Origin of the sequence: Kitasatospora misakiensis, assembly GCF_042656005.1 — a bacterium.
Taxonomy (GTDB): Bacteria; Actinomycetota; Actinomycetes; order Streptomycetales; family Streptomycetaceae; genus Kitasatospora; species Kitasatospora misakiensis.
Map to the genome: position 1 here is coordinate 10,737 of NZ_JBHSOF010000034.1, position 26,316 is coordinate 37,052.

At 72.7% G+C, this 26,316-nt stretch carries 24 protein-coding genes; 16 read left to right on the forward strand and 8 right to left on the reverse strand.

Annotated elements, in window-relative coordinates; translation table 11 throughout:
- Positions 1-175 precede the first annotated feature (175 nt).
- From ACFP3U_RS23710 to ACFP3U_RS23760, 11 genes are all read left to right on the forward strand, one after another.
- The gene (locus tag ACFP3U_RS23710) at positions 176-898 is read left to right on the forward strand and encodes an SDR family NAD(P)-dependent oxidoreductase (RefSeq protein WP_380227643.1); all 723 of its coding nucleotides are present in this window, start codon (positions 176-178) and stop codon (positions 896-898) included.
- The gene (locus tag ACFP3U_RS23715) at positions 892-2,424 is read left to right on the forward strand and encodes an alpha-L-fucosidase (protein ID WP_380227644.1); all 1,533 of its coding nucleotides are present in this window, start codon (positions 892-894) and stop codon (positions 2,422-2,424) included. Before ACFP3U_RS23710 ends, ACFP3U_RS23715 begins: the two co-directional genes overlap by 7 nt.
- Positions 2,421-3,725, forward strand: coding sequence for a hypothetical protein (locus tag ACFP3U_RS23720; RefSeq protein ID WP_380227645.1), 1,305 nt, complete (start codon positions 2,421-2,423; stop codon positions 3,723-3,725). Before ACFP3U_RS23715 ends, ACFP3U_RS23720 begins: the two co-directional genes overlap by 4 nt.
- Complete coding sequence (locus ACFP3U_RS23725; protein WP_380227646.1) at positions 3,722-4,882, forward strand: phosphotransferase; 1,161 nt, start codon at positions 3,722-3,724, stop codon at positions 4,880-4,882. The genes ACFP3U_RS23720 and ACFP3U_RS23725 overlap by 4 nt, the downstream gene beginning before the upstream one ends.
- Entirely contained in the window at positions 4,879-6,522 is a 1,644-nt protein-coding gene (locus ACFP3U_RS23730; protein WP_380227647.1) for an AMP-binding protein, read from the forward strand. The genes ACFP3U_RS23725 and ACFP3U_RS23730 overlap by 4 nt, the downstream gene beginning before the upstream one ends.
- Positions 6,519-8,144 carry a condensation domain-containing protein gene (locus ACFP3U_RS23735; protein ID WP_380227648.1) on the forward strand — a complete coding sequence of 542 codons (1,626 nt, stop codon included), beginning with the start codon at positions 6,519-6,521 and terminating at the stop codon, positions 8,142-8,144. Before ACFP3U_RS23730 ends, ACFP3U_RS23735 begins: the two co-directional genes overlap by 4 nt.
- Positions 8,141-8,989 carry a transketolase gene (locus ACFP3U_RS23740; RefSeq protein ID WP_380227649.1) on the forward strand — a complete coding sequence of 283 codons (849 nt, stop codon included), beginning with the start codon at positions 8,141-8,143 and terminating at the stop codon, positions 8,987-8,989. The genes ACFP3U_RS23735 and ACFP3U_RS23740 overlap by 4 nt, the downstream gene beginning before the upstream one ends.
- Positions 8,986-10,050 (forward strand): transketolase family protein, encoded by a 1,065-nt coding sequence (locus tag ACFP3U_RS23745; RefSeq protein ID WP_380227650.1) that lies wholly within the window; start codon positions 8,986-8,988, stop codon positions 10,048-10,050. Before ACFP3U_RS23740 ends, ACFP3U_RS23745 begins: the two co-directional genes overlap by 4 nt.
- Positions 10,047-10,961 (forward strand): TIGR03560 family F420-dependent LLM class oxidoreductase, encoded by a 915-nt coding sequence (locus ACFP3U_RS23750; protein ID WP_380227651.1) that lies wholly within the window; start codon positions 10,047-10,049, stop codon positions 10,959-10,961. The genes ACFP3U_RS23745 and ACFP3U_RS23750 overlap by 4 nt, the downstream gene beginning before the upstream one ends.
- Positions 10,962-11,013: 52 nt before the next feature.
- Positions 11,014-12,423, forward strand: coding sequence for a hypothetical protein (locus tag ACFP3U_RS23755; protein ID WP_380227652.1), 1,410 nt, complete (start codon positions 11,014-11,016; stop codon positions 12,421-12,423).
- A 119-nt stretch (positions 12,424-12,542) separates the two neighbouring features.
- Positions 12,543-12,830, forward strand: coding sequence for a hypothetical protein (locus ACFP3U_RS23760; RefSeq protein ID WP_380227720.1), 288 nt, complete (start codon positions 12,543-12,545; stop codon positions 12,828-12,830).
- Positions 12,831-13,008: 178 nt separating this feature from the next.
- On the opposite strand, the gene ACFP3U_RS23765 is transcribed toward ACFP3U_RS23760, so the two are convergent.
- From ACFP3U_RS23765 to ACFP3U_RS23780, 4 genes are all read right to left on the reverse strand, one after another.
- The gene (locus ACFP3U_RS23765; protein ID WP_380227653.1) at positions 13,009-13,305 is read right to left on the reverse strand and encodes a putative quinol monooxygenase; all 297 of its coding nucleotides are present in this window, start codon (positions 13,303-13,305) and stop codon (positions 13,009-13,011) included.
- Positions 13,306-13,432: 127 nt separating this feature from the next.
- The gene (locus tag ACFP3U_RS23770; protein WP_380227654.1) at positions 13,433-14,566 is read right to left on the reverse strand and encodes a methyltransferase domain-containing protein; all 1,134 of its coding nucleotides are present in this window, start codon (positions 14,564-14,566) and stop codon (positions 13,433-13,435) included.
- 309 nt (positions 14,567-14,875) lie between these two features.
- The gene (locus ACFP3U_RS23775; RefSeq protein WP_380227655.1) at positions 14,876-15,886 is read right to left on the reverse strand and encodes a helix-turn-helix domain-containing protein; all 1,011 of its coding nucleotides are present in this window, start codon (positions 15,884-15,886) and stop codon (positions 14,876-14,878) included.
- Positions 15,887-15,991: 105 nt separating this feature from the next.
- A complete protein-coding gene (locus ACFP3U_RS23780; protein WP_380227656.1) occupies positions 15,992-16,288 on the reverse strand; it encodes a hypothetical protein in 297 nt (98 codons plus the stop codon).
- Between the two features lie 266 nt (positions 16,289-16,554).
- Here ACFP3U_RS23780 and ACFP3U_RS23785 point away from each other — a divergent pair, with 266 nt between their 5' ends.
- Together ACFP3U_RS23785 and ACFP3U_RS23790 are read left to right on the forward strand one after the other, a co-directional pair.
- Positions 16,555-17,322 carry a hypothetical protein gene (locus tag ACFP3U_RS23785; protein ID WP_380227657.1) on the forward strand — a complete coding sequence of 256 codons (768 nt, stop codon included), beginning with the start codon at positions 16,555-16,557 and terminating at the stop codon, positions 17,320-17,322.
- Positions 17,323-17,571: 249 nt separating this feature from the next.
- Positions 17,572-17,832, forward strand: a complete 261-nt coding sequence (locus ACFP3U_RS23790; RefSeq protein WP_380227659.1) for a hypothetical protein — start codon at positions 17,572-17,574, stop codon at positions 17,830-17,832.
- 219 nt (positions 17,833-18,051) lie between these two features.
- Here the strand turns inward: ACFP3U_RS23790 and ACFP3U_RS23795 are convergent, their stop codons facing one another.
- Together ACFP3U_RS23795 and ACFP3U_RS23800 are read right to left on the reverse strand one after the other, a co-directional pair.
- Complete coding sequence (locus tag ACFP3U_RS23795; RefSeq protein WP_380227660.1) at positions 18,052-20,094, reverse strand: beta-galactosidase; 2,043 nt, start codon at positions 20,092-20,094, stop codon at positions 18,052-18,054.
- Positions 20,095-20,241: 147 nt separating this feature from the next.
- Entirely contained in the window at positions 20,242-21,282 is a 1,041-nt protein-coding gene (locus ACFP3U_RS23800) for a LacI family DNA-binding transcriptional regulator (protein WP_380227662.1), read from the reverse strand.
- 344 nt (positions 21,283-21,626) lie between these two features.
- On the opposite strand from ACFP3U_RS23800, the gene ACFP3U_RS23805 reads away from it, so the two are divergent.
- The 3 genes from ACFP3U_RS23805 to ACFP3U_RS23815 all read left to right on the forward strand — a co-directional run bounded on the left by ACFP3U_RS23805 (position 21,627) and on the right by ACFP3U_RS23815 (position 24,852).
- Positions 21,627-22,976: an ABC transporter substrate-binding protein gene (locus ACFP3U_RS23805; protein ID WP_380227663.1), complete on the forward strand. Its 1,350-nt coding sequence runs from the start codon at positions 21,627-21,629 to the stop codon at positions 22,974-22,976.
- Positions 22,977-23,044: 68 nt separating this feature from the next.
- Positions 23,045-24,001 carry a carbohydrate ABC transporter permease gene (locus ACFP3U_RS23810; protein WP_380227664.1) on the forward strand — a complete coding sequence of 319 codons (957 nt, stop codon included), beginning with the start codon at positions 23,045-23,047 and terminating at the stop codon, positions 23,999-24,001.
- On the forward strand, positions 23,998-24,852 hold the full coding sequence (locus tag ACFP3U_RS23815; protein WP_380227665.1) for a carbohydrate ABC transporter permease: 855 nt from the start codon (positions 23,998-24,000) through the stop codon (positions 24,850-24,852). The genes ACFP3U_RS23810 and ACFP3U_RS23815 overlap by 4 nt, the downstream gene beginning before the upstream one ends.
- A gap of 286 nt (positions 24,853-25,138) precedes the next feature.
- On the opposite strand, the gene ACFP3U_RS23820 is transcribed toward ACFP3U_RS23815, so the two are convergent.
- The gene (locus ACFP3U_RS23820; RefSeq protein WP_380227666.1) at positions 25,139-26,122 is read right to left on the reverse strand and encodes an isopenicillin N synthase family dioxygenase; all 984 of its coding nucleotides are present in this window, start codon (positions 26,120-26,122) and stop codon (positions 25,139-25,141) included.
- A gap of 27 nt (positions 26,123-26,149) precedes the next feature.
- A complete protein-coding gene (locus tag ACFP3U_RS23825; protein ID WP_380227667.1) occupies positions 26,150-26,308 on the reverse strand; it encodes a hypothetical protein in 159 nt (52 codons plus the stop codon).
- Positions 26,309-26,316 lie beyond the last annotated feature (8 nt).

Here is a 26,316-nt window from a genome sequence, read left to right on the forward strand (position 1 = left end):
AGGCTGCGGACTTATTACCAACCATGAGGTGCCACCAGACCCCTGTCAAGCCTCAACCCGGGGAGTGAGACGCGGCATTGTGCCCTTGACAGGTCGTTCACAGCTTCGACTAAAGTGCCGATACATCCGATGACTGATGCTCATTCAGCGTTCAATCCCGGAGGGGGGAATCTCATTGCGAACCGCCCTGGTGACCGGCGCGGAGCGCGGTCTCGGTCTGGAGACCGCGCGGGCCCTGCTCGGACGCGGATTCGCCGTCGTACTGGGGGTGTTCGACGTGGCGGAGGGCGAGCGGGCCCTCGGTGAACTCGCCCCGTTCGGCGCCGTCCACTCGGTGCGCCTGGACGTGCGCGACGATCGCAGTATCGACGAGGCCTTCATCCAAGTCGCCGAGCGCCACGCGGCGTTGGACGTCCTGGTGAACAACGCCGGGATCACCGACACGGCCTCGGCGGCCGAGGTCACCCGCGACCAGTTGGAGCGGATCTTCCAGGTGAACGCGTTCGGCCCGGCGCTGGTCACCAAGGCGGCGCTGCCGCTGCTGCGGAAATCCAGCAGCGCGCGCATCGTGAACGTCTCCAGCGGTGGCGGCTCGCTCGCCCGGGCCTCGGCCTTCGCCGGATCCGGCCTGCCCGCACTGCCGATCCTGGCCTACGCGGCGTCCAAGACCGCCCTCAACATGATCACGGTGCAGACGGACCTGATGCTGCGCGCGGATCCGCACCTGCGGCACATCAAGGTCAACGCGGCCTCCCCCGGCACCTCGGCCACGCACGTGAGCGGCTTCCAGGGGCAGCCGCCGGCCGAGGGCGCGCGCGTCATCGCGCAGCTGGCCACGCTCGGGGACGACGGGCCGTCCGGGGGCTTCTTCGAACTCGACGGGCCGCTGCCGTGGTGACGCCGACCGGGCCGACGCCCGGGGACCCGCCCACGGCCGGACGGGCGTCCGGGGACCAGCCCACGACCGAGCCAACGCCCGGGTACCTGCCGACGGCCGCCTCGCTCGCCGAGCACACCGCCCCGCCGTGGTGGCGCGAGGCCAAGTTCGGGATCATGGTCACCTGGGGGCCGTACTCGGTGCCCGCCTTCGCCTGCCCGGAGCACTCCTTCTACGGCTTCGCCGAGTGGTACTGGTTCTACCAGCAGGTGACGCCCGAGGAACTGCGGCGCCACATCCCCGGCTTCGCCGCCCAGTCCGGCCACCCGCACCTGGAGCACCACCGCCGCGAGTTCGGCGAGCACGTCACCTACGACGACCTGATCGACCGGTGGCGGGCCGAGGCCTGGGACCCCAAGGCGTGGATCGAGCTGTTCGGCGAGGCCGGGGCCCGCTACCTGGTCCTGGTCGCCAAACACCACGACGGCGTGGCCCTGTGGCCGAGCGCCACCACCGACCGGCACACCGGCGCGCTCGGCCCACGCCGGGACATCGTCGGCGAGCTGACCGCGGCGGCGGCCGGATCCCCGCTGCGCACGGGCCTGTTCTACGCGATGGCCGAATGGTTCAACCCGGCCCCCCGCCCGGGTCGGGCGGCCGACGCGGACGAGCCGCTGTTCGACCTCGCCTTCAACCACCGGCGCGAGGCCCGCAACGCCTTCACCGGCGCGCCCGTGCCCTACCGCGGCTACCGGCCCATCGGGGACTACGCCACCGACCACGTGATCCCGCAGATCACCGAACTGGTCGAACGCTACCGGCCCTCCATCCTCTGGTTCGACCTGCCCGGCGACGACGCCTACTTCCGCTCGAACCAGGTCATCGCGGACTTCTACAACGCCTCGGCGACCACCGCGCCCGAAGGCGTGGCCGTCAACGACCGCGCCGGATCCGCCGCGCACGGCGACTTCCGCAGCTTCGAGTACGGGCACGGACACGCCGCCGGCGGGCCCCAGGCGCCCTACGAGGCCTGCTGCGCGATCGGCATCTCCTTCGGCCACAACGACCAGGAGAACGAGGCCCACCTGGCGAGCGCGGCCGAGCTGATCGCCACCCTCGTGGACACCGTCGCGCACGGGGGCAACCTGCTGCTCAACGTCGGGCCGCGGGCGGACGGCACCATCCCGCCGGCCCAGGCCGAACGGCTGCGCGCCATCGGCCGCTGGCTGGCCGTCAACGGCGAGGCCGTGTACGGCAGCAGCACCTGGGAGATTCCGGCTGCCGGAGCACTGAGGTTCACCGTCGGCGCGGACGGTTCCCTGCACGTCGCCGCGCCCCCCGGACCGGCAACCGAACTGCGCCTGCCGACCGGCGCGACCGTGCGCGAGGGCGGCCGCTTCGAGCTGCTCGGCCACCCGCACGCACTGACCTGGCGGATCGAGGGCGGCCACGCCGTGGTCGCCCTGCCGGACACCGACCGCGTCCACGCCGAGGACGGGCCGCTGTTCGTCCTGCGCTACACCGGCGAGGAGGCCGACAGCCGATGACGGCAACCCTGGCGCACCGCATCCCGCTGCTCGCGGGCCAGCGCACCCACCTCTCGACGCCGCCCCAGTGGGGCGAAGTCGCCGTCGACACCGATGACCTGACGCTGGGTCAGGCACGGGACGCGCTCGCGGCCGTGGTAGGCCGCCACGAGGCGCTGCGCACGGTCTGCGCGCCCGCCGCCGGCGACTTCCAGTTCGTCCTCGACGCCCCCGAGGTGGAGTTCCGCGCGGAGGCGCCCGCGTCGTGGCCCGAGGAGCGGCCGCGCTGGTTCGCCCTCCACGACGCGCCCGCCCGGCGCCTGGTCCTGCGGGTCTGCCCGTCGCTGAGCGACCGGCCGGGGCTGGAGATCCTCGCCCGGGACCTGGCCGCGGCCGTCGCCGCGACCCGCACCGGCCGCCCCCCGGCGTGGCGTCCGGCACCCTCCCTCGCCGCGGTCGCCACGCGCGAGGACGACCCCCGCACCCGCGCGCGGCTGCGGGCCAACGCCCAGTACTTCCGCGGCCTGCTCGACCAGCCGTTCACCGGCCGGCCCGTCGTGCCGCGAGCGGGCGCGCACCACCGGTGGGCCCGGGCCGGCGGCGCGGTGGACGCCGCGACGGCCCGCGCGTTCCTCGCCCACGCGACTGCCATCGGCGTCTCCTGGCCCAACCTGCTGCGCGCGGCCTTCTTCCGCGCCGAGGAAGCGGTCTGGGCCCACGGGGAGATCGTGGCGGCCGAGGCCCACCCGCAGCGCGACGACGAGGAGCGGCGGCGCCTGGTCGGGCCGCTCTCGGTCACGGTGCCGCTCGTCCTCGACCTCACTTCGGCCCGCGATCTCGCCGCCGACGACTGGGCGCGCGCCCTGGACCGTACCTACCGCGAGGCACTGGGCCACCTGCCCGTGGACCCGGCCGCCCTCGGGCCCGACCCGATCGGGCGCCAGCGGCCGCACTACCGGCTGGACATCCGCGACCACAGCCCCCTGCCGCCCGCCCCGGCCCCGGCCGCACCGCCCACCTCGCCGACGACAGTCCTCCACATCGACCGCGACCCGCAGGGCCTGCGCTTCACCGTGGCCGAGCACACCGCCCGCTGCGGCGAGCACTCCCTGGACCTGCTCGCGACCTGCCTGACCGGCGCGATCGAGTCGTACGCCGGACTCACCGGCACCCCCTCGACCACGGTGCTGGAGGCCGCCGTACGGCTGCGCGCCTCGGTCGGGCCGTGGGCCTGCCTGGAGGACCGCGACGCCACCCTCGTCGCCTACACCGCGTCGACCCCCACAGCCCCACTCACCGACACCCCGGAAGGGCACCCATGAGCACGGCGATCCACGAGGCCATCGCCTCCATCCCCCTGTTCGCCGACGCCCACGGCCTGAAAGTCGAGGCGCAGACCGGGGTGCGGAGCCTCAACAACAGCATCTGGGTGGTCAGCACCGGCGGATCCGCGCAGCGCTACGCCGTGCGGCTGGCCGATCCGGCGAGCGCGGCGCACCTGGGCATCGACCGGGTGGAGGAGGCCGCGGCAGCCCGGGCCGCCGCCTCGGCGGGCCTCTCCCCCGAACTGCTGTACCACGACGCCTCGACCGGCACCATGGTGACGCCCTGGATCGAGGACGCGCGCGCCCCCGAGCGGGCGGAGCTCAACGACCCCGCCATGCTGCGCCGCCTGGGCGAACTGGTCCGCCGACTGCACTCCATCAGCGCACTGCCGGGACTGCCGGACCGGCCGGGCGGCGCGGTCTTCCGCCGCATCAGGCACCTGGTGGACGACGCCCGGCGCAGCGGCCTGGAGCTTCCGCCGTGGACGGGCGACGCGCTGCGGCGCCTCGCGGACGTCGAAGCGGCGAGCGCCGAGCGCGCCGTGGTGGCGCTCAGCCACAACGACCTGTGGGAGAACAACATCCTGGCCGCCGGGAAGCAGCTCTACCTGGTGGACTGGGAGTTCGCCGGACTCGGCGACGGCCTCTACGACCTGGCCACACTCTCGATGGCCGGCGGCCTCGACGCACGCGCGGACGCCCTGCTGCTCGACGCCTACGGACTCGACGCCCACGGGCTCGACGGCGCGCAGGCCGTAGCGGAGCTGGAATCGGCGAAATGGACGGTCCGGTTCTTCGAGGCCACCTGGTCGCTGGTGATGCACGGCCTCAAAGGCCCCCACGACTCCGGCTTCGACTACGCGGGCCACGCCAGCTACATGTTCTCCACGCTCACCGAACCCGAGAGCGAATACCTGCGGTTGTGGGCGTCGGTGCTGCAGACCCCGATCGGCCCGGACGACGACCTGGTGGCGGCGGGCGTCGACTCGCTGCGGGCGACCACGCTCCTGGCCCGGATCGCCGAGGAGTACGGGGTCGAACTGGAACTGTGGGACCTGCTCGACGCCGGCACACCCCGAAGGGTCCAGGAGATCGTGCGGGAAAGGGGCGGACACGCCGCCGGTGGCTCCGACCGGACCGAGGATCCTCGGTGAACTCCCTTCACGGCTGGCTCCGAACCGCCGCCACCCGGCGGCCTGACGCGCCGGCCTTCGTCGCCGAGGACCCCGACGGATCCGTCGCCGTGACCTGGGACCAACTCGCCCGGCGGGTCGCGGCGATGCGCGGCGGGCTGCGGGCCCGGCGCACGGCCGCCGGGGAGCGGATCGCGCTGTCCCTGCCCGGCGGGCCGGACCTGGTGGCCGCGCTGCTCGCGGTGGCTGCGGAGGGGTGCGTCGCCGTGGTGCTGCCCACCCCGCGCGGACGTCGCGACGGCGCCTACGCCGACCGGCTGGCCGGGGTGTGGGCCGACTGCGCGCCCAGCGCGCTGATCGAGACCCCCGCCGAGACGCTGCGGCGCACCGCGATCGAGGGCATCGAGGGCCTGGCCGCCGTCGCGTCCGTGGACCCGGCCGAACTGGCCGCCGCCGAGCCCGTGCACTCCCCGGCCGCGACCAGGGACGCCGACGCGCCGGTGATTTTGCAGTACACCTCCGGATCGACGAAGCGCCCCCGCGGCGTGGTGCTGAGCACGGCGATGCTGGAGGCGAACTGCCGGCAGGCGCGCGCGGTCTACGGCGACCACGAGGACGACGTCGCGGTCAGCTGGGTCCCGCTCTACCACGACATGGGGCTGATCACCGCCGTCATCCGGCCGCTGTTCTCCGGCCACCCCTCGGTACTGCTGCGCCCCGGCGACTTCATCGCGGAGCCGATCCGCTGGCTGCGCGCCGTCCACACGCACCGGGCCACCCTCTCCAGCGCCCCGGACTTCGCCTACGCGCACTGCGTGCGCAGGATCGCGCCGGCCGACCTCGACGGCCTGGACCTGAGCCGCTGGCGGATCGCGCGCAGCGCCGGCGAGGTCGTACGGCCCGAGACGATGGACGCCTTCACCGCGTTCGCGGCCCCTGCGGGCTTTCGGCCCGAGGCCTTCTGCCCCTCCTACGGCATGGCCGAGGCCACGCTCACCGTCACCGCGAGCACGCCCGGCACGCGCCCGCGCCGGCTGCGGGTCAGCCCCGCCACCCTGCGGCCCGGCGAGGTGGTCGCGCCTGATCCGGGCGGCCGGGAACTGCTCTCCAGCGGGCCGCCGGTGCCCGACACCTCGGTGACCGTGGCGGGCGCGGGCGGACGCGAGGGCGTCGTCGGCGAGCTGGAGGTCCACGGCCCCCAGGTGATGCGCGGCTACCTGCACGGCGCGAAGCGGGAGCCGGGCCGGGCCCTGCCCACCGGCGACCTCGGCTTCCTGCACGGCGGCGAGGTGTTCGTCCTCGGCCGGGCCGACGACGCGATGGTGCTCAACGGCGTCAACCTCTTCCAGCACGACCTGGTCGCCGCCTGCGCGAGCGTGGCGGGACTGCGGCCGGGCCGCGCGGCGGCGTTCGTCGACGACCGGGTGGCGGACCGGCAGGAGGTGGTCGTGGTCGCCGAGACCGTGCCCGGCCTCACGGTGCCCGGCGTCCAGGACCGGGCGGCGCTCACCGCCTCGGTCCGCGCCCGCGTCCTGGAGCGGCTCGGCGTCATCGTGGCGCATGTCGAGACCGTCGACGCCGGGTCGCTGCCGGTGACCACCAGCGGCAAGGTCCAGGTCGCCGCGATCCGCGCGGCCTGGCTCGAACGAAGGAGCGGATGACCGTGGCCGACCTCACCTCCGTGCTGGTCGAGACCCTCGAAGCGGTACTCGGCGTATCCGGGGCCACCCCCGAGACATCGTTCTTCTCGGCCGGCGGAACGTCGCTGCACGCCGAGATCTACGCCCGCACGGCCTCGGCCGCGACCGGCCGGACGATCACCTTCACCGATATCTTCCGACACCCGAGCCCGCAGGACCTCGCCGACGCCTTGACCACCCGGGCGGACGGGGCGGACACGACAGGCACGGCGGAGGCGGAGGCGTCGACGCGGTGGCGGCCGGTCAGCGAGAACCAGGCCTCGCGGCTGGAACGGCTGCGCCTGGCCGAACAGTCCGGGCGGCCCGCCTTCCGCGCCCACGCCGAGCTGCTCCTCGCCGGCTTCGACCTGCGCGGCCCGCTCGACGTCGACGCCCTCGACGCGGCCGTGCACGCGGTCGTCACCCGCCACAGCGCCCTGCGCACCCGCTTCCGGATCTCCGACGAGGGCTACGCCCAGCAGGTCGAACCCGCCTCCTACGGCCTCGAACCGGTGGACGCCCGGCACCTGCACCCCGCCGAGGTACTGGACCTGGCCTGGCGGCCCCTGGACCTGCGCTCCGGACGCCTCGCCCGCTTCCTGCTCGCCGACTTCGGCGAAGACCACCACCAGCTGTGGGTGACGGTGGAACACATCGTCAGCGACGGCGTCTCCTGCCACGTCCTGAACAACGCCCTCGCCGACGAGTACTCCCGACGCGCGACCGGCACCGCCGAGCCCGCACCCGCGCCCGCGCCCACGCCCGTACCCGCGCCCGCGCCGAGCGGCGACATCGAGGGCCACGACTTCGCCCGCCTGGAGAACGCCCTGTGCCAGGACGCGCAGGGCCGCGCCGCCGAGGAACACTGGCGCCGCCAGATCGGCGACGGACCGATCTGGCGACCCTACGCCCACCCCGACCTCGCCGGCCCCGGCCAGGACCGGGCCGCCGGCGACGTCCTGCTGGTACGCACCCGCCCGGCCGCCACCGGCCGCGCGCTGCGGGAGCGGGCCGCCCAGTACGGCACCACGCTGCACGCCCTCGTCGTCTTCGCCCTGACCCGCGCCGCGGCACGCGCCGCGGCGACCCGCGACGTGACCGTCTACTGGTACACCGCCAACCGCAACCTCCCCGGCGTCGCGACCACCGTCGGCTCCCTCGCGGGCCTGACCATGGCACGGGTGGCACCGGTACCGCACGGGCGCGGCGAGGCCGAGATCCGCGCGGTCGCGCGCACCGTCGCGGACTCGATGGCGTACGCGTTCCACCCCATCGAACGGATCGCCCGCCAACACACCACGCAGTGGCTGATGCCGGACGACGAGCCCTTCCTCGTCCTGCACGTCAACGAGGACACCCAAACACCCGAGCCGTCCGGGGCACGCGAGCCGCTTCGGTTCGCGGGCCTGCACGTGGCGGCGGCCGACGGCTACGGCCGCCGCGACCGGCGCGGCTACACCCTCGACGCCTCCGTCACCTCCCTCCCGTCCGGCTTCTCGCTCGGCCTGAGCTACCGGGACGGGATGATCCCGGCCGCGGCGGCCGCACGGCTGCTGGAGGGCTTCGCCGAGGAAATCGACCGCATCGTGGAAGGAGCGCCGTGAACCGGGCACCGTTGGACGAACGATCCCTCGCCCTGCGCCGCACCGCCCTGGCCTCGCTGGTGGCCACCGGCGGCGGACACGTCGGCGGGTCGTTCTCCGTCATGGAGATCATGCGCGCGCTCTACGACACCGTCGCCGTGCACGATCCGCAGGATCCGGACGCCCCCGGGCGCGACCGCGTGATCCTGAGCAAGGGCCACGCCTGCCTGGCCCAGTACACCCTGCTGGCCGAACACGGCTACCTCGACCCGGCCGAACTCGCCACCATCGGCAAACGCGGCTCCCGCCTCGGCGGCCACCCCGAACGCGCCCTGGTCCCGGGCATCGAGTGCTCCACCGGCGCCCTCGGCCACGGCCTGTCCGTCGGCCTCGGCATCGCCCTCGAACTGCGCCGCCAGGGCTCCGGCGGCCGGGTGTTCGTCGTCCTCGGCGACGGCGAACTCGGCGAGGGTTCCGTCTGGGAGGCCGCGATGTCCGCGAGCCACCACAAACTGGCACACCTGCACGCGCTGGTCGACTGCAACACCCTGCAATCGGCCGGCCCGACCGCGCAGATCCTGGACCCGGGCTCCCCCGCCGCCCGCTTCGCCGCGTTCGGCTGGAACACCGCCGAAGTCGACGGCCACGACCCCCAAGCCATCGCCGCCGCCCTGCAGGCCCCCCGCCCCGCCCCGCAACGCCCGCTCGCGGTGATCTGCCACACCGTCAAGGGCCGGGGCCTGGACCTCGCCGAGAACGTACCGACCTGGCACTACCGCATCGGATTCACCGAGACGGAACTGGAGTCGCTGTGGCGATCACTCGACGCCGACACCGACACGCGGCGACAGGGAGCCGACACATGAGCACGCCCACGGTCTGGGACGCGGTCCACCACGCGGCGCGCGACGATCGGCGGGTGGTGTTCATCGGCTCCGACCTGAACCCCACCCTGCTCGCCGACATGCGCACCGAACTGCCCGACCAGTTCTTCATGGAGGGCATCCAGGAACAGAACGTGATCGGCATGGCCGCCGGAATGGCACTCGCCGGCGCCCGCCCGGTCGTCTCCACCATCGCCACGTTCCTCACCCGCCGCTGCTTCGAACAGGTGCTGATCGACGTCGCCCTGCACGAACTGCCGGTCGTCCTGCTCGGCACCGGCCCGGGCGTGGCCTACCACCACTTCGGCCCCACCCACTGCGCCGTCGACGATCTCGCACTGCTACGCACCGTCCCCGGCCTGACCCTGCTCTCCCCCGCCTCGATGGCCGAGGCCGCGGCCCTGACCGACCAGGCCGTCCGCGGCGGAATCTTCGCCTACCTCCGGGTCCCACGCTACGAACCGGCCCCGATCGCCGCGGGCCTGGAGCCGCCGGTGATCGGCCGGGCGTCGCGGATCCGCGACGGCGCGCACGCGACGATCGTCGCGCTCGGCTCGCTCACCCCCAACGCCCTGGCGGCGGCCGAAGCCCTGGCCGAGGAGGGGCTGTCGGTCGCGGTCGAGCACGTGCACACGGTGCGCCCCCTGGATGCCGCGCTGATCGAGCGGGTCCGGCGCAGCCCGGTGGTCGTCACGGTCGAGGAGCACCTGCGCGACGGGGGCCTGGGCACCGAACTGCTGCACCACCTCTCCGACGCCGACGCCGACGACGCGGTCGGGGCTGACGACTCTGACGGCGCTGACGACTCTGACGGGGTGGGCGGCGGCCGGGCCGTCGAGGCCGCCCCGCGCATGCCGAGGGTGATCCGGATGGGCCTGCCCACGCGGTTCGTGTCCGGCTACGGCGGCTGGGAGGACGCGATCGGCGCGGCCGGCCTGGACGCCGAGGGCATCGCCGCCAGGCTGCGCGCCGCGCTGCGCCGGCCCGTACCGGCCGGCGCCGGTGCCGGTGCCGGTGCCGGTGCGACGGAAGGCGGCCGATGATGCGCCTGCGGATCCTGGCCGAGGCCCAGGACGGCGCCTCCTACGACGACCTGCGCGAGGCCGCCGTCCTGGCCGAACAGCTCGGCTTCGACGGCTTCTTCACCACCGACCACTACCTGCCCCTGCACGGCCGCCCCGCCCTCGTCCCCCCGCTGGACGCCTGGACCACCCTGGCCGCCCTGGCCCGGGAGACCTCCACCATCGCCCTCGGCACCCTGGTCACCCCCGCGACGCTGCGGGCACCGGGCCCGCTGGGGGTGATCGTCGCGCAGGTCAACGCGATGTCCGGCGGCCGGACGGAGGTGGGGCTGGGCGCGGGCTGGTACGAGGCCGAACACCGGGCCTTCGGCCTGCCGTTCCCGGACGTGGTGACCCGCTTCGACCGCCTTGAGGAGCAGCTGGAGATCCTCACCCGCTACTGGCGCGCCGAACCCGGCACGCGCCTGGACCACGACGGCCCGCACTACCGCCTCCAGGACTGCCCCGCCGGGGCGCAGGCCACCGCCCCCACCCCGCGCATCATCCTCGGCGGCCACGGCAAACCGCGCGGCCTGCGCCTGGCCGCCCGCTGGGCCGACGAGTTCAACATCGAGTTCCCCCGCCCCGGCGTCATCGAGCAGGTGGTGGGACGGGTGCGGGCCGAGTGCGCCGCACAAGGCCGCGATCCCGACACGCTCGCGATCTCCGCGGCGCACCTGGCCTGCGTCGGAGCGGACGAGGCGGACCTGGCCGGGCGGGCCGCGCGGGCCGGGCTGGACCTCTCACTGGACCTGGGGGGACAGATCGGCACGGTGGAGCAGGTCCGCGCAAAGCTGGCCGGGATCGAGGCGGCCGGCGTGGGCTGCTTCTACCTGCAGCTGCCGGACGTGCGCGACCTCGACCACCTGCGCGTCCTGGCCCGGTTGCGGTGAGAGCCGCCGTCCGCGCCCCTGCGCCGTCCACCGACCAACGAGAGGCAGGCGCATGAACCCGGGACCCGCCCCCGCGCGACGCGAACTCGCCTTCCACGCGGACAACGGCGGTACCTTCACCACCACCTGGGGTCAGCGCTACATCAGAGCCGAGATCCAACGCGTCGCCCCAGCCGACGAATGGAACCGGCAGTTTCGCTGCTACCTGCCCCCCGGCGAGGACGGACCGGTGACGGTGGACCACGCGCTCGCGATCGTGCGCACCCTGATCGAACGCCACGTCGCCCTGCGCACCCGGTTCCGGCTGGATCCCCTCGGCGGCGTCGCGGAGCAGATCGTCGACGCGGGCGGGCGGATCGGCGTGGACATCATCGCCGAAGCCGATCCCGACCGGTGCGAAGAGGCGCTCTCGGCACACCTGAACGCCTGGACCAGCCAACCCTTCGACCTCGAATGGGACACGCCGGTGCGGATCGCCCTGGGCGTGTGCGGCGCGGGCGCGCACCTGATCGGGATCGTCGCCCCGCACGTGAACCTGGACGGGGCCGGCACCGTGGCAGTCGTGGAGGACCTGCACCGGATCATCGCCGGGCGCACGCCGGAGCCGGTCGTGTTCGACCCGCTCGCCGCCGCGGCCGAGGAGAGCGGCGCGAGCGGGCGCGAACGCAGCCGGCGGGCACTGGAACTGATGCGCCCGGCCATCCAGGCCGCCGCCGACAACCCGCTGCGCACCGCACGCCACTCACCCGCCACCCCGATGGCCCAGGCCGCATCCCTGAGCACCGACCCCTTCCAATCAGCCCACGAATACCTGGCACGCAAACTCGCCCTCTTCGCCTCCGGCGCGATCACACTCGTCGCCGCCGCCACCGCCATCCACCGGGTCCTGGGCGTGGGGCGCACGGTGTTCAAGGTCGAATGCGCCAACCGCTGGTCACCCACCACCCGCTCCTACATCGGCCACCGCGCCCAACCCATCTACATCGCGGCGGCGGGCGACACCGGGGACACCGCGGCCGAGATCCGCGCCGTGGACCGGGCGATCCGCACCGCGGCACGCCACTGCCCCCACGACCCGGACGCCGTCCAGGCGTTGATCGAGGAGGCCGGCGCCGACACCTCGATCTTCTTCAACGACCTGCGCGCCCTCGCCACCGACCCCGCCCCGCACACCCCGCGCCCCGACCTCGCCGACGCGTTCCTGCACCCCGACGACGAGCCGCCCGCGATGCCCCTGATCCACCACGACCCGAACACCGTCGACTCCGGCCCGCACCGGATCAAGATGGCGATGCACCTGACCAGCCACGAGGACAGACTCACCCTCTCCCTCGCCGCGGAGGACATCTACCTCGACGCCACGGAGGTCTCCGCGCTGCTGCACGAGATCGGACGCACCGTGATCGACCTCGCCCGCGAACAGTACCGGTCAGCCGACGGAGCACTCCGAGACGGCGCCTGAGCCCCTTTCACGTCCCCCGGCCGACCTGGCGACGTCCACCACCCTCACCGACACCGGCCCGAGGTGAATCCCGACCACACGGCGGGTACACCGGGCGATCCCGACCGAAGCCCGCCCCCATCCGCGCGGCCCTCGACCAGGAGCTGACACGGTTTGGCGAACACGCCGTCGACGCGTCCATGGTGCTCATCGCGTTGGACGAGTCGGCCGAGTCCACGATGGTCACCGCACTGTCCGAGCGCGAGTGGGACGTCGTCGTCATCGGCGGCGGAATTCGCAAGCCGGAACCGCTTCTGCCGCTGTTCGAGCAGGTCGTGAATCTGGTCCGGCGGCATGCGCCAAAGGCCGCGATCGCGTTCAACACCAGCGGAGGCGACAGCGTCGAAGCGGCCAAGCGGTGGCTGTGAACCCGGGCTTGGCCGACATGTCGACATAGGGAACCTCTCGCTCTTCCTCCTGCGGGCGTGCCGAGACCACGTGAGAGGCTGGGCTTCGCCAGACGTCGCCGCTGTGAAGCCCAGCCGCAGAAGAGCGTGGGGACGGGAAGGACTCCGGGCAGGCGACCACGCTCCGGGCGGGCGGCGGTCAGTCCAGATCGGCGAGGAGTTGGAGCTCCGGAGGACCGGCCAGCAAGGTGGCGCCGGCGGCGAAGGCCTCGGCCATGTGCGGCGCGGCCAGGTGGGCGTCGAACTCCGCCCGGCTCGCCCACTGCTCGACGACCACCCAGGAGCCGGGGTCGAGCGGGTCCTGGTAGGGGCGGTAGAACAGACACCCCGGCTCGGCGAGCGTCGGCCCGACCAGCGACAGGGCCTGCGCCCGCACGCGCTCCTCCTGCCCCGGTGCGGCCTTCAGCCTGGCGACAGCGGTGATCGGTCCACTCATGGCGGCCCCCTCGATTCGGTGATCGTCAGCGATCACCGGTGGCCAACAGCACCGCGACACCGCCTATTCCGGCCACCGACGGGAGACGCGCGGGCCGGACTCGCATGGGCGGGGTGGGCGGGACGGGTCAGATCGGCTGGGCCGGGTGATCCAGCCAGGCGTGCCAGCCGTCCGGGGTGACGGTCAGTCCGAGACGCTCGACGCCGGGCTCGCCCGCTTGGCGCCACCAGGTGAGGGTCTGTTCGAAGTCCTCCCACAGGCGGCGCCCGCCGTACTGGCGGACCGGGTGCGCGTCCTCGCCGTCCCGGAAGGTCGCGGCGGACCAGGCCGGGGTGGTCAGGGAGTAGAGCCACAGGGTGCGGGCTCCGTCGTCGTGCGGCTGGATCGCGTGGACGACATCGCGCAGGCGCAGACCGGCGGCGAGGGGGAACGGGTCGAACCTGCCGTGCGGTGGCAGGACGGCGGTGGTGGTGTGGTCGGCGACGGTGCCGCCGCTGGGCGGGTTCTGCGGCCGGCGCAGGCGCTGGGAGCGCATCTTCATGAACTCCACCGGCTGGAGGAACGGCCCGCTCGCGGTGCCGTCGCCGGTCACGGTGAGGCGGACCAGGGCGTCGGCGTTGGAGTAGTGGGTGCCGAAGGGCGCCAGGATCAGCCCGCCGGGGCGGGTCTGCTCGATCCACGCCCGCGGGATCTCCCGCAGCCCGTACGTCGCGGTGATCCGGTCGTACGGAGCGCCGTCCCTCCAGCCGAGCGCGCCGTCCGCGCAGACGACGGTCGGGCGGTAGCCGGCCCGTTTGAGTGCGGCGCGGGCCTGGGCGGACACGGCGGCGTCGATCTCGACGGTGGTGACGTTCGCGTCGCCGAGCCGGTGGGCGAGCAGGGCGGCGTTCCAGCCGGTGCCGGTTCCCTGCTCCAGTACCCGCATCCCGGGCTCGAGCCGGAGGGCGTCCAGCATGGAGGCGACCAGCGACGGCATCGAGGTGGAGCTGGTGGGCACCGTGCCGGGCTCGGCGCCCTGGTGCTCGCCGTCGTCCCACTGGGTGACGATCGGGATGTCGGCGGCGGCCGCCGCCAGCCAGCCCGGCTCGTCCCCGGTCCGCGCCAGGGGCCGGCTCTTCCCGGTGGCCATGTCGTGCGCCCAGATCAGGTCCGGCAGGAACAGCGAGCGCGGGACGGCGTCGAAGGCCGGCGCCCACGCGTCGGCGACGGGGAAGGACCGCCCCGGCGCGGGGCGGTCCTCCTGCTCAGGTGCGAGCGTCACTTGCGGTGTCCCCCGTCCCCGGGCGGAGTGCTGCCGTCCGGGGACGGCGGGTCGGACGGCGGCGTCCACGGCGTGCCGGGGTGCCCGTCTCCCCCATCCCCGCCACCGCTGCTGTGGCCTCCGTCGATGTCCATACCGACCTCCTCGTCGTCGCTGTGATGGTGCCCTCCCGGGGCCCGGGAGGAGTAGAGGGGCGCCCCTGCTCACCCGCCGGGGATCGGGTGTCCGGTCCATCACGGTGGGCGACGAGGTCGACGGTAGGGAGTGAGCGGCCGGACACTCAACGAGGTTGCGCCATCTTGCGCGAAGTCACCCGAGAGTGGCTATCGCCGCCGTGATCAGCCGACGGGCACCGGCCCCGTGGACGGCCATGGACGCCAGGTCGGTGAAGGTGCGCACGTAGTCGGCGACCTCACGCGGCTGGGTGATCCGCAGGTAGCCGGAGGTCAACTCGACGGCCACCTCGGCCTCGTCGAACATGTAGAAGTCCTCCACTGGCAGGTGCGGCCGGTCGGACCCGGTCGGGATGACGCCGACGCTGACGAACGGACTGCAGGAGACGACGAGCAGGTGGCCGAGCTGGGCCGCCATCGTCTCCGGGTCGCACACCGCGGCGCGCAGCACCCACTCCTCGATGAGCAGGCCGAAGCGGTGCCGGCCGGAGAACAGCATCCGCTGGCGCTCCAGGCGGGCCTCCACGGCATCGGCGACGTCGTCGACTTCGACGCGGGCGCGCTGGATCGAACGCAGGACGGCGGTGGTGTACTCGGGAGTCTGGACCATGCCGGGCATGACGCGGCTGGCGTAGACGCGGAACAGGTCGGTGCGCCGGTAGAGGGCGGCCACGGACTCCTGGGCGGCGCGCAGCCCGCTGCGTTCCATGCGGCGCCACTCGGTGTACATGGAGTCGACCGCGCGGGTGGCGGCGATGAGGTCCGCGGCCTGGTCGTCGGCGTCGCAGGCGGTGCACCAGGCGCGCAGGTCGTCCTCGGAAGGGGCGGACTTGCCGCTCTGGATGCGGGAGGTCTTGGCGGGGTGCCATCCGCAGCGGGCGGACAGCTCGTCGCCGGTCAGGCCTGCGTCCTTGCGCAGGCCGACCAGGCGGGCGGCGAGGGCCTTGCGGGCCTCGGTGACACTGGACGACGGGGACGACGGGGACGAACATGGTGCTGGCTGCCCGGCGGGTGGTGGTGGACGGCTTGGTCGGACGGTGTACTGCCCGTGCGGGACGGCGCGGTCCCAGACCCAAGCCGGTTGCGGATCCTTGCACCCCTCACCGTTTCGCTCGACTGACGAACCGTCAAGGGCGCACGGGCGCAACCGGCCGGCACACGCCGGCCAAGGCGAGCCCTCCGACGCGGAGAGCCGACACCGGTACGCACTTCCTGCACTCGCGAGTGCCGATCAATCCTGGGTGCTTCGCCTCTACCAGGCATTCCAGAGCACACCATGACGGTGGCGGACCGGCGGTACATCTGCGCCGTCAAGGTCGTGGCCAGCGTGGTGCAGCCCGCGGATCCGCTGGGCGTCGAGTCGTCCCTGGAGCCGGGCGCGGCCCTCAGCCGAAGCGATCTCGGCGGAGAACGAACCCTTCCTGCAGTAGAGCACCATCCACTGCCAAGAGGTGATCCGGCGCAGCGTCTTCACCGGGGCAGGGCGACGGCCTTCACGGGCTGCTTGGGCCAGTTCAGCGTTCGCGTAGCGCAGGTCATGCAGGAACATGGACTCCGACGCGCCCTCTCGGACGCGGAGCTGCCTTGGAGTCGTGCGGACAGTTCGGGACATCGAGAGCCTCCGTAAGGCCCTCTGGGCTCTCCAGAGGTACCTACGGCGGGTGCGTAGTGGTCAGCACAACCCAACTCCCTTCGTCGGGCGGGAACACGCCGCGTTCCCGGCGCCGCAGGCCTCAGCACTGGCGGTGGCGTAGGTGTCTCGCTTGCGACTCACCGACCCGTGGAGGCCGCTCGGCAGCATGCTTGAATCACCGGATGATCGACTGGTCCACACTCTACGACGCCTACGGCCCGGCACACGCGATACCCGGGCTGCTGGACCGGGCCGTCGATCGTGACCAGGAGGCGATCGACCTGCTCTGGACACGCTTGTGCCACCAGGGGGCGATCACCCCCGCGAGCATCGCCGCATTGCCGCGGCCGGCGGAGATCGCGAAGGCCGAGGACACCGGGGACTGGGCGCTCGACCTGGCCGGCGCCATAGCGGGTGGACTCCTCCAACCCCACGGCGGCGACGAAGAAGTCGCCCGCTGTGCACCCACCCTCGCCCAGCTGCGGGCCACGGCCGCCGCCCGGCTGAGGCCTGGCCTGGACCGGAAGACCTACCTAGGCCGGCTGCGGGACATGCTCGCGTTCGACGGCCGGCCCCTGTGGTTCGAGAGCCTGGACGACTTCAGAGACTCCTTCGTCACCGTCGGCTGCCCCCACTGCGACGCACCGGTGACGATCGCGGTCGGCGACTACGGCTGCTACTCCTCGATCCGGGACTGGAATCTGGGGGACGTCCACCAGGTCCCGCTCCGGCCGGCCACCCCGCACGAGCTGGCCGGCACCGCGCGGATGCTGCATGAGTCGGCCGTACGGGATGGCCAGCAAAGACTCGCCTGGGGCCTGACGCACCTTTTCGGCCGGGCGGAATGCCCAGGATGCGGGAGTGTCTTCGGCATCGCAGACGAGTACGAGGCCGCCAACACGCCCGCCCCATGGCACTTCGCCCGAAGCCACACCAAGGACGCTCCCTGATCTCCGGCAGGACCTTGAAATCGAACACACCGACACCGACCCCTGGCCGCGGGCACCCCGGACGCCTGACCAGCCGGGAGACGGGCCACCACAGCGTCCTCAGGGGTGTGCCCGGCGGTGCCCCGACCATCAGATCCGGTCGGCGGGCGCCGGGCCCGAGGGCAGGTCATGATCCACATCGTGGTCCGGAGCCCGAGGGCCGCGCCAAGACCGCCGCCCGCGACGGCGCCGAGTGGGATGGTGGCCTGGTTGGCGAACATCGAGGTGGCCACCACCCGGGTGAGCAACGCGCGCGGGGCGTACGTCTGGCGAAAGCTGCCGAGGACGACGTTGCAGAGGACCGCCCCGGCCACCATGACGGCCGCGCCGATCGCGTGCAGGGCCGGCCGCCGGCAGCAGCAGGCCGAAGGGCGTGGCGTTGCCCTCGACCAGGTCGTCCCGGTGGAGGAGTTCCGGCAGGTACGCCTGGTAGGCGGCGGCGAAGGTGACCGCCGCGGTGCCGGTGAGTAGCGCGACCAGGAGCAGTTGGGCCATGGTCAGCACACCCAGCCAGCCGGCCACGCGAACAGGCCCGCCGGGGTAACCGGCCGATCCGGACACCGGCCGGCAGGCCGAGCAGCAGCCGGGGCAGCCCGACGAACCGCCCGGCCGGCCGCAGCGGTGTCAGTGTCGCGTGCCCTCGTGTGCCTGCCGTCGGGCGGCAGGCACACGAGGGTGTGCGGGGCGTTCTCAGTGCTCGGGTTCGGCCGGTGTGCGGAGGACGGCGACGCCGTGGGCGGGGAGTTCGAGGGTGTCGGCGTGGGTCTGGGCGAGGAGCAGGTGCTCCTGCCAGGTGTCCTTGGGGAGGGTGATGTGCTGCGGCTGGTCCGTGTGGTTGAGCAGGATCAGGTACCGCTGGTCGTCGCCGTGGCGGAGCGCGGCCTGGACGCCGTGCGGCAGGTCGGGCAGGACGGGGTGGACGTCGGCCTCGGCGGCGGCCCGGGCGATGAGGTCGCGCATGGTGGCCGGGTCGAGGCGGGTGGCGACGTAGCGGGCGGTGCCGCTGCCGTGGTGGTGGAGGGTGGCGGCGGGAGAGCCGTCGGCGAAGGCGAGTTCGGCGGTGGCGCCCTCCAGGCGCAGGTCCTCGCGCCAGAGGTCGGCGGTGCCGGAGACGGACAGGCTGCTGGTCTCGCCTTCGGCCTGCGCCTGGAACTCCTCCACGCGGATGCCGAGGGCCTCGCGCAGCGGGCCCGGGTAGCCGCCGAGGTGGACGCGGTCGAAGTCGTCGACGATGCCGGTGAAGAAGGTGGCGAGCAGGTGGCCGCCGGCGGCGGTCCACTCGGTGAGCCGGGCGCCGTCCTCCTCGCTGAGGAGGTAGAGGGAGGGGGCGACCAGGAGGCGGTAGCCGGAGAGGTCGGCGTCCGGCCGGACGACGTCGACCGGGATGCCGAGTTCGAACAGCGGCGCGTAGCAGTCGAGCAGGCGGTCGAGCTGGCGAAGGTTGTCCACGGGGTGCGAATCGAGTTCGAGGGCCCACCAGCTGTCCCAGTCCAGCAGGACGGCCGCCCGGTTGTGGACGCGCGATCCCGCCAGGTCCGGTGCGGCGGCCAGTTCGCGTCCCAGCTCGGTGATCTCGCGGAAGACGCGGGTGTCGGGTCCGGCGTGCGGGACCATCGCGGAGTGGAACTTCTCGGAGCCGCCGCGGGACTGGCGCCACTGGAAGAACAGCACGGCGTCCGCGCCGTGGGCGACCGCCTGCCAGCTCCACAGCCTCATCCGGCCCGGCTGCTTCACGCCGTTGGCGGGGCGCCAGCTGACGGCTCCGGCGGCCTGCTCCATCAGCATCCACGGGTCTCCGCCGCGTGCTCCGCGCAGGACGTCGTAGGCGAGGCCGGCGGCGATGTGGGCGCGCGGGTCGTGCGGGTCGGGGTAGGCGTCGATGCTGGCGATGTCCGTGCGGGGGCCCCAGGCGTGCTGGTCGACCGGCTTGAAGCCGGCCATGAAGTTGGTGGTCACCGGGATGTCCGGGGAGTGCCGGCGCAGGACCTCCCGCTCCAGCTCGTAGCAGGTGAGCATCGCCTGGTCGCTGAAGCGCTGGTAGTCGAGCTGCTGGGCGGGGTTGGCGACGTAAGGGGTGGTGCGTGGCGGGAGTATCTGCTCGAACCGGGTGTAGCGCTGGGCCCACACCTCGGTGGTCCAGGCGTCGTTGAGGGCGTCGATGTCGTCGTAGCGGCCGCGCAGCCAGTTGCGGAAGTCCGCCGCGGAGACGTCGCAGTAGCATGCGGCGACGTGGCAGCCGTACTCGTTGTTGATGTGCCACAGGCCGAGCGCCGGGTGGCCGGCGTAGCGGGTGGCCAGCTGTTCGACCAGGCGCGTCGCGCGGTCGCGGTAGACGGGGCTGGAGGGGCAGTACTGCTGGCGGGCGCCGGGGGACAGCCGGAGGCCGTCGGCGGTGACCGGGAGTATCTCGGGGTGCTCCTCGGTGAGCCACGGCGGCGGGGAGGCGGTCATGGTGGCGAGGTCGGCGGTGATGCCGCGGTCGGCGAGCTCGTCGAGCAGCCGGTCGTAGAAGGAGAAGTCGAAGCGGTCGCGCTCGGGCTCCACCTTGGACCAGGCGAACACGCCGACGGTGACCAGGTTGACCCCGGCCTCGGCCATCAGCTCGTAGTCCTCGGCGCGCACGGCGGCCGACCACTGCTCGGGGTTCCAGTCGCCGCCGAAGGCGAGGCCGCCCAGGCGCCTGCGCAGGCCCGCGGTGCGGTCGGTGGTGCGGTCGGTGGTGTTTTCAGGCATGGCTGTGTACGGCACCGCACGGGCGGGCGTGCGGGACCGGTGCTCCTCTCGGGGTGCGGTGGTGAGTCGGGCGTGCGGTGTCGCGGTGGTGGGTGAGGCGCGCGGTGGGGCGGTCGCGGGTCGGACGAGCGGCGTGGCAGTGGTGGGTCAGGCGCGCGGTGTGGCGGTGCTGTCGCGCACCACGAGCCGGGGCTGGACCTCGGCGCGGGGCGGGGTCTGCTGGTCGTGGTTGATCTGGTGGAGCAGGGAGGCGATGCACTCCTGGCCGACCTGCTCGAACTCCTGGTGGACCGTGGTCAGCGGGGGCAGGAAGGAGTCGGAGTCGGGGATGTCGTCGAAGCCGACCACGCTGACGTCGTGGGGCACCTGGCGGCCGCGTTCGTGCAGGGCGCGGATCACGCCGAGCGCCATCTGGTCGTTGGCGGCGAAGACGGCCGTGAGCTCGGCTTCGTCGGCCAGGCGCAGCCCGACCTGGTAGCCGCTGGCGGCCGTCCAGTCGCCGTAGGAGACCGGCGGCACCGGTGCGCCGGCGGCCTTGAGGGTGGCGTGCCAGGTCTCGGCTCGCTGCCGGGCCGAGGGGGAGTCCTGCGGGCCGGCGACGTGCCAGACCGTGCGGTGGCCGAGGTCGAGCAGGTGGGCGACGGCGAGCCGGGCGCCTTCGGCCTGGTTGGTGTCGACAACCGGGTACCGCTGGTGCTCGTCGCCGGCGATGATCACGACCGGCACGCCGTAGGGCAGGCGCAGGGTCGGTGTGTCGAGCAGTTGGGCCTGGACCACGACGATGCCGTCCACGGCTTGGACGGTCAGTTCGTGGAACGCCTCCTGCACGGCTTTCTCGGTGGAGGCCTCCACACCCATCAGGTTGATGCTGTAGCCGGCCCGGCGGGCGGCGGTGGAGATCGATTCGAGGGTGCGGGCGTTGCCGTAGGCGCTCAGATCGAAGCTGATCACACCGATCATGCGGAACTGTCCGGTGACCAGGGCCCGAGCGGCCGTGTTGGGCCGGTAGCCGAGGACGCTCATCGCCGCGAGGACTTCGGCCCGGGTGTTCGGGTCGACGTTGGTGCGGTTGTTGACCACGCGGGAGACGGTCTGCGCGGAGACGCCCGCCAACGCTGCGACGTCGGCCCTGGTCGCGGCGCGCTTGCGGCCGCTCTTCGCGACCGGGTTCGTCTCTTCGGTAGCCATGCCTGCATCCTTCCACTCCGCGTCGGGCCGATGAGGCGATGGTCACGTGAACACGGCTCGAAGTCAAGGAGTGGACGTCAATCCCATGAATAAATAGGAGAGGAGGGACAAATCGCCTCTTGGCAACGGGCGCGTAACGGCCTCTTGACACCCATGGTGGCCATCGACACACTGTCGAAACAGCTGGCCGCGTTCACGTGAACACGGCCCCGGCACCCTCGATCGCCCGGCTGGTCTCTCCTCGACCACGGCGCCTTGCACCCTTCCCTGACTGGCAATCCCCCACTGCCCGCGGGTGACGCGCCCCGCACCGCCTGGCCCTGTACCGACAAGGAACGTCCGCGATGAACAAGACCCCCTCCAGAGACAGAGTCCGTCACAGCCTGCTGGCCGCCGGCCTGGCCGCCGCGCTGACCGCCTCGCTCGCCGCCTGCGGCTCCTCCTCCTCCTCACCCGCCGCCGCAGGCGGCGGGGACTGCCAGAAGTCCTCGGGCAAGGTGACTCTGACCTACTGGTCCTGGGTCCCGGGCATGGACAAGGTCGTCGCGCTGTGGAACTCCTCCCACCCCGACGTCCAGGTCTCCCTGGAGAACGTCCCCTCGGGCGACAAGGGCACCTACCAGAAGCTGTCGAACGCCGTGAAGGCCGGCAGCACCCCCGACCTGAGCACGATGGAGTACGACCACCTGCCCGAGTACCGCCTCCAGGGCGGCCTGCGTGACGTCGCCGGCTGCGGCGTCGCCTCGCACCAGGGCGACTTCCAGGACTGGACGTGGCGCCAGGTCTCCTTCGGCGAGAACGCCGCCTACGCCATCCCGCAGGACACCGGCCCGATGGCCCTGTACTACCGCACCGACCTGTTCGCGAAGTACGGCATCGCCGTCCCCCAGACCTGGGCGGACTTCGAGGCGGCGGCCAAGCAGGTCCACCAGGCCGACCCGTCCGTCTACCTCAGCAACGGCGCCACGGGCGGTGCCTGGTTCGCGTCGATGGCCTGGCAGCACGGCGCGAGCTGGTTCTCCCTCGACAAGGACGCCTGGAAGGCGTCCGTGAACGACAAGGCCACCCAGGAGACCGCCGAGTACTGGCAGCGGCTGCGCTCCGAGGGCCTGCTCTCCAACGCCATCGACTTCAGCGACCAGTTCAACCAGGGCCTCAACGAGGACAAGCTGCTCACCTGGGCCGCCCCGGTCTGGGCCGTCCCGCTGGTCAAGACCGACGCCCCGAAGACGGCCGGCAAGTGGGGCGTCGCCCCCCTCCCCCAGTGGAACGCCGGCGAGGCGGCCAACGGCAACTGGGGCGGCTCCTCCACCGCGGTCTTCAAGAACTCCAAGCACCCCTACGAGGCCGCCCAGTTCGCCCTCTGGCTGAGCACCGACCCGCAGGCCCTCGCCCTGGAGATCACCAACGGCGGGCTCTACCCGGCAGCCAAGGCCGGGGCGGCCCTGCCCGAGCTCCAGCAGCCCGACCCCTTCTACGGCGACCAGAAGGTCTACGACGTCTTCGCCAAGGCGTCCGGCGAGGTCAACACCGGCTTCCAGTGGGGACCGGTCATGACCAACACCTACGGCGCGCTCGGCGACGCGGTGAACGCCTCCGTCAACGGCACGGGCTCCCTGTCCGCGGGCCTGGACGCGGCGCAGCGCAAGACCGTGGACGCCATGAAGCAGCAGGGCCTGAAGGTCCAGCAGTAGCCCTGTTCCGCGTGGGCCGCGCCGGTACCCGACCGACCGGTGCGGCCCGCGGCCAGTCGAGGAGAACCATGCACCCCCAGCACAGCGGCGCGGCCCGGCAGCCGAGCCGAAACCCGAGCAGCGCGAGAACCGCGGCGAAGTCCCCGCAACGGGCGCGCGCCCGGACGACGGCACTCGCCTTCATCGCGCCGTTCGGTCTGCTGTTCATCGCCTTCTACCTGGTGCCCATCGGGTACGCGATCGACCGCAGCTTCTACCAGATCCACCGCGAGGGCGCCTTCGGCCAGGCGTCGGAGGTCTTCGCCGGCCTCGCCAACTACACCGCAGCCCTGAGCGACGCGGACTTCCTGCACAGCGTCGGGCGGGTGCTGCTGTTCGGCATCGTCCAGGTCCCGCTGATGCTGGCCCTCGCGCTGCTGATCGCGCTGCTGCTGGACTCCGGGGTGCTGCGCCTCAAGCGCTTCTTCCGGATCGCCGTGTTCCTCCCGTACGCCGTACCGGCGGTCATCGGGGCGATCGTGTGGGGCTACCTGTACTCCCCCGGGCTCAGCCCCGTCCTCGGCGCTCTGAGCCGCCTCGGGCTCAGCCCCGACCTGCTCGGCCCCGACTGGATCCTGTGGTCCATCGCGAACATCGTGACCTGGACCTACACCGGCTACAACGTGATCATCCTGTACTCGGCGCTGCGGGCGATCGACCCGGCCCTGTACGAGGCCGCCCGGATGGACGGCGCCACCGGTTGGCAGGTCGCCTGGCACATCAAGGTGCCGATCCTGCGTCCGGCCCTGGCCCTGACCACCCTGTTCTCGATCATCGGAACGCTCCAGCTGTTCACCGAACCGGAGGTGCTCCACGGCATCTCGTCCTCGGTGTCCAGCTCGTTCACGCCGACGATCATGGCGTTCAACCAGGCCTCGGGGAACAACTACTCCTACGCCGCCACGCTTTCGGTGATCCTCGCACTGACCACGGCGATCCTGTCCTACGTCCTCATGAAGACGACTCAGCGGAGGACCAACGCATGAGCAGCAGCCCTCGTATCCGCGCGTGGACCGGCTCCCTTCCGCCGACTGCGTTCATGCTCCTGGCCGCGGCCTACTTCCTGCTGCCGCTGTGGTGGCTGGTGGTCGCCTCGACGAAGAGCGCGGCCGACCTCATCAGCCACCCGGGCCTGTGGTTCTCCCAGATCGACCTCGGCACCAACCTCAGCAACCTCTTCGAGCGCGACGGCCACATCTACCTCCGCTGGCTGCTCAACAGCGCCATCTACGCGGGCGGCGGCGCGACCCTCGCGACCCTGCTGTCCACCATGGCCGGATACGCCCTCGCCAAGTACGAGTTCCGCGGCCGGCAGGCCGTCTTCTCCACCATCCTCGCCAGCATCCTCGTCCCCGCGACCGCGCTCACCCTGCCGGTCTTCCTGCTGATGAGCCGCCTCGGCCTGGCCGACACCTACTGGTCCGTGCTGCTGCCCAGCGCCGTCAGCCCGTTCGGCGTCTACCTGGCACGCATCTACGCGGCCGCGTCCGTCCCCGACGAGCTGCTCGAGGCGGGACGCCTGGACGGCGCGAGCGAGTTCCGGATCTTCTTCACCGTGTCGCTGCGGCTGCTCAAGCCCGCGCTGATCACGATCTTCCTGTTCCAGTTCGCGGGCATCTGGAACAACTACATGCTGCCGCTGATCATGCTCTCCCACCACGACCTGTACCCGGTCACCCTGGGCCTGGCCGTCTGGGACTCGCAGACCATCCACGACCCCAGCCTCCACATGGTGGTCATCAGCGGCGCCCTGGTGTCCGTCGCCCCGCTGGTCGCGGCGTTCCTGCTGCTCCAGCGCTACTGGAGGAGCGGCCTGGCCGCCGGCAGCATCAAGTGACCCGCCGGTCCTGAAAGCCCCCACCCGCGACCGGTCGGCCGCCTCGCTCGGCCACCTCGGCCGACCGAGGCGGCCGACCGGTTCGCACGGCTCCACCAGGCCGGAGCGACGTCGCCACCACGCGGGGCCGTCCGGCAAGGACGATCCTCCGGCGACGGCTACCGCGACGAGGTCGCACTCACCCAGCTGTGAGAAGGACGAACAACGAGCACACCTCTCCGGGCGGTCGACCGTGGTCGACCGCCCGGAGAGGTGTGCTCGGGCCCACGACTGCCCGCTCCTGCGGCTACCCGAGAAGCAGTTCGGGGTGGTGCCTCCGGACGACCTCGGGGTGGGCGCGGGCCCAGCCCTTGAGTTCGTTGAAGCCGAACTCCGCGAACAGCGGGTTCGCGGGATCCTGGGTGACGCCCGTCGCCTGCGCCGCGCCCGGGAACGGGAGCGGGGCGATCCGGGCGTCCAGGCGGGGGTTGTAGAAGAAGGGTGCGGAGAAGCGCTCGCGCGCGCCGGGTGGGGAGACCACGCGGTGGTTGGTGGCCTTGAGGTAGCCGTTGGTGGCCACCTCCAGCAGCTCGCCCAGGTTCACCACGAAGGCCCCGGGCAGCTGGGGCACGTCGATGAAGCCGGCTCCGCCGGGCGCCTCGACCTGCAGGCCGGGGACGCCGTCGGTCAGCAGCAGGGTGAGGAAGCCGTAGTCCTTGTGCACGCCCACCCCCTGGTCCTCCCCGTCCGGGGCGCGTCCCGGGTAGCGCACCAGCTTCAGGTGGTTGCGCGGGCTGCCCGCGAAGGCGTCGTCGTAGAAGTCCTCGGGGCCGCCGATCGCGGCGAGCAGTTCGTGCAGCAGCCGGTGGGCGACCGTGCTGAGGTGCTCCATCCAGCTGAGCGCGCTCTCGCGCAGCTCGGGCAGCGCGACGGGCCACTGGTTCGGGCCCTCCAGCCACCAGTACGGCGGCTCGCCGCGGCCGGGCACTCGGGCGGGCAGCTCGTTGCTGACGTCGAGCTGGTCACGCCAGTCCCGGCGGCCCTGGGTCCGCTCGTTGCCGATCCGCGTGTAGCCGCGGAAGTGCGGGGAGTTGAGGTTGTCGATCGCGTCGCGGTCGGCCTGCGGCAGGGCGAAGAACGTACGGGCCGCGTCCAGCAGCCGGGCCTGTTCGGCGGAGGTGACACCGTGGCCGACGAGGTGGAAGAAGCCGACGTCGCGGGCCGCGCGGTGAAGCGCGGCACGGTCGGGGGCGGACAGGTCGATCACGGGTATGGCGGTGGGCTGCGACATCGATGGCGTTCCTGGGAAGCGATTCGGTTACGAGGGCGGGCGGATCGGCGGGGCCTCCTCGGCGCGACAGGACGTGGTGGTGACGCGGTGCAGGTCGACATGGCGGCGGGAGACCAGCAGAGGCGTCAGGTAGGTCGTGGCGGGCTCCGACACTGCCACCGAGGCCGACGCCGGCGCGGCAGGCATGGGCGGCC

Excerpts from the sequence above, each read along its gene's own strand:
- ACFP3U_RS23720 (WP_380227645.1), top strand. The coding sequence starts at position 2,421 with ATGACGGCAACCCTGGCGCACCGCATCCCGCTGCTCGCGGGCCAGCGC.
- ACFP3U_RS23785 (WP_380227657.1), top strand. The coding sequence starts at position 16,555 with ATGATCGACTGGTCCACACTCTACGACGCCTACGGCCCGGCACACGCG.
- ACFP3U_RS23820 (WP_380227666.1), bottom strand. The coding sequence starts at position 26,122 with ATGTCGCAGCCCACCGCCATACCCGTGATCGACCTGTCCGCCCCCGAC.
- ACFP3U_RS23750 (WP_380227651.1), top strand. The coding sequence starts at position 10,047 with ATGATGCGCCTGCGGATCCTGGCCGAGGCCCAGGACGGCGCCTCCTAC.
- ACFP3U_RS23725 (WP_380227646.1), top strand. The coding sequence starts at position 3,722 with ATGAGCACGGCGATCCACGAGGCCATCGCCTCCATCCCCCTGTTCGCC.
- ACFP3U_RS23805 (WP_380227663.1), top strand. The coding sequence starts at position 21,627 with ATGAACAAGACCCCCTCCAGAGACAGAGTCCGTCACAGCCTGCTGGCC.
- ACFP3U_RS23735 (WP_380227648.1), top strand. The coding sequence starts at position 6,519 with ATGACCGTGGCCGACCTCACCTCCGTGCTGGTCGAGACCCTCGAAGCG.
- ACFP3U_RS23745 (WP_380227650.1), top strand. The coding sequence starts at position 8,986 with ATGAGCACGCCCACGGTCTGGGACGCGGTCCACCACGCGGCGCGCGAC.
- ACFP3U_RS23780 (WP_380227656.1), bottom strand. The coding sequence starts at position 16,288 with ATGTTCCTGCATGACCTGCGCTACGCGAACGCTGAACTGGCCCAAGCA.
- ACFP3U_RS23815 (WP_380227665.1), top strand. The coding sequence starts at position 23,998 with ATGAGCAGCAGCCCTCGTATCCGCGCGTGGACCGGCTCCCTTCCGCCG.
- ACFP3U_RS23755 (WP_380227652.1), top strand. The coding sequence starts at position 11,014 with ATGAACCCGGGACCCGCCCCCGCGCGACGCGAACTCGCCTTCCACGCG.
- ACFP3U_RS23800 (WP_380227662.1), bottom strand. The coding sequence starts at position 21,282 with ATGGCTACCGAAGAGACGAACCCGGTCGCGAAGAGCGGCCGCAAGCGC.
- ACFP3U_RS23810 (WP_380227664.1), top strand. The coding sequence starts at position 23,045 with ATGCACCCCCAGCACAGCGGCGCGGCCCGGCAGCCGAGCCGAAACCCG.
- ACFP3U_RS23795 (WP_380227660.1), bottom strand. The coding sequence starts at position 20,094 with ATGCCTGAAAACACCACCGACCGCACCACCGACCGCACCGCGGGCCTG.
- ACFP3U_RS23765 (WP_380227653.1), bottom strand. The coding sequence starts at position 13,305 with ATGAGTGGACCGATCACCGCTGTCGCCAGGCTGAAGGCCGCACCGGGG.
- ACFP3U_RS23825 (WP_380227667.1), bottom strand. The coding sequence starts at position 26,308 with ATGCCTGCCGCGCCGGCGTCGGCCTCGGTGGCAGTGTCGGAGCCCGCC.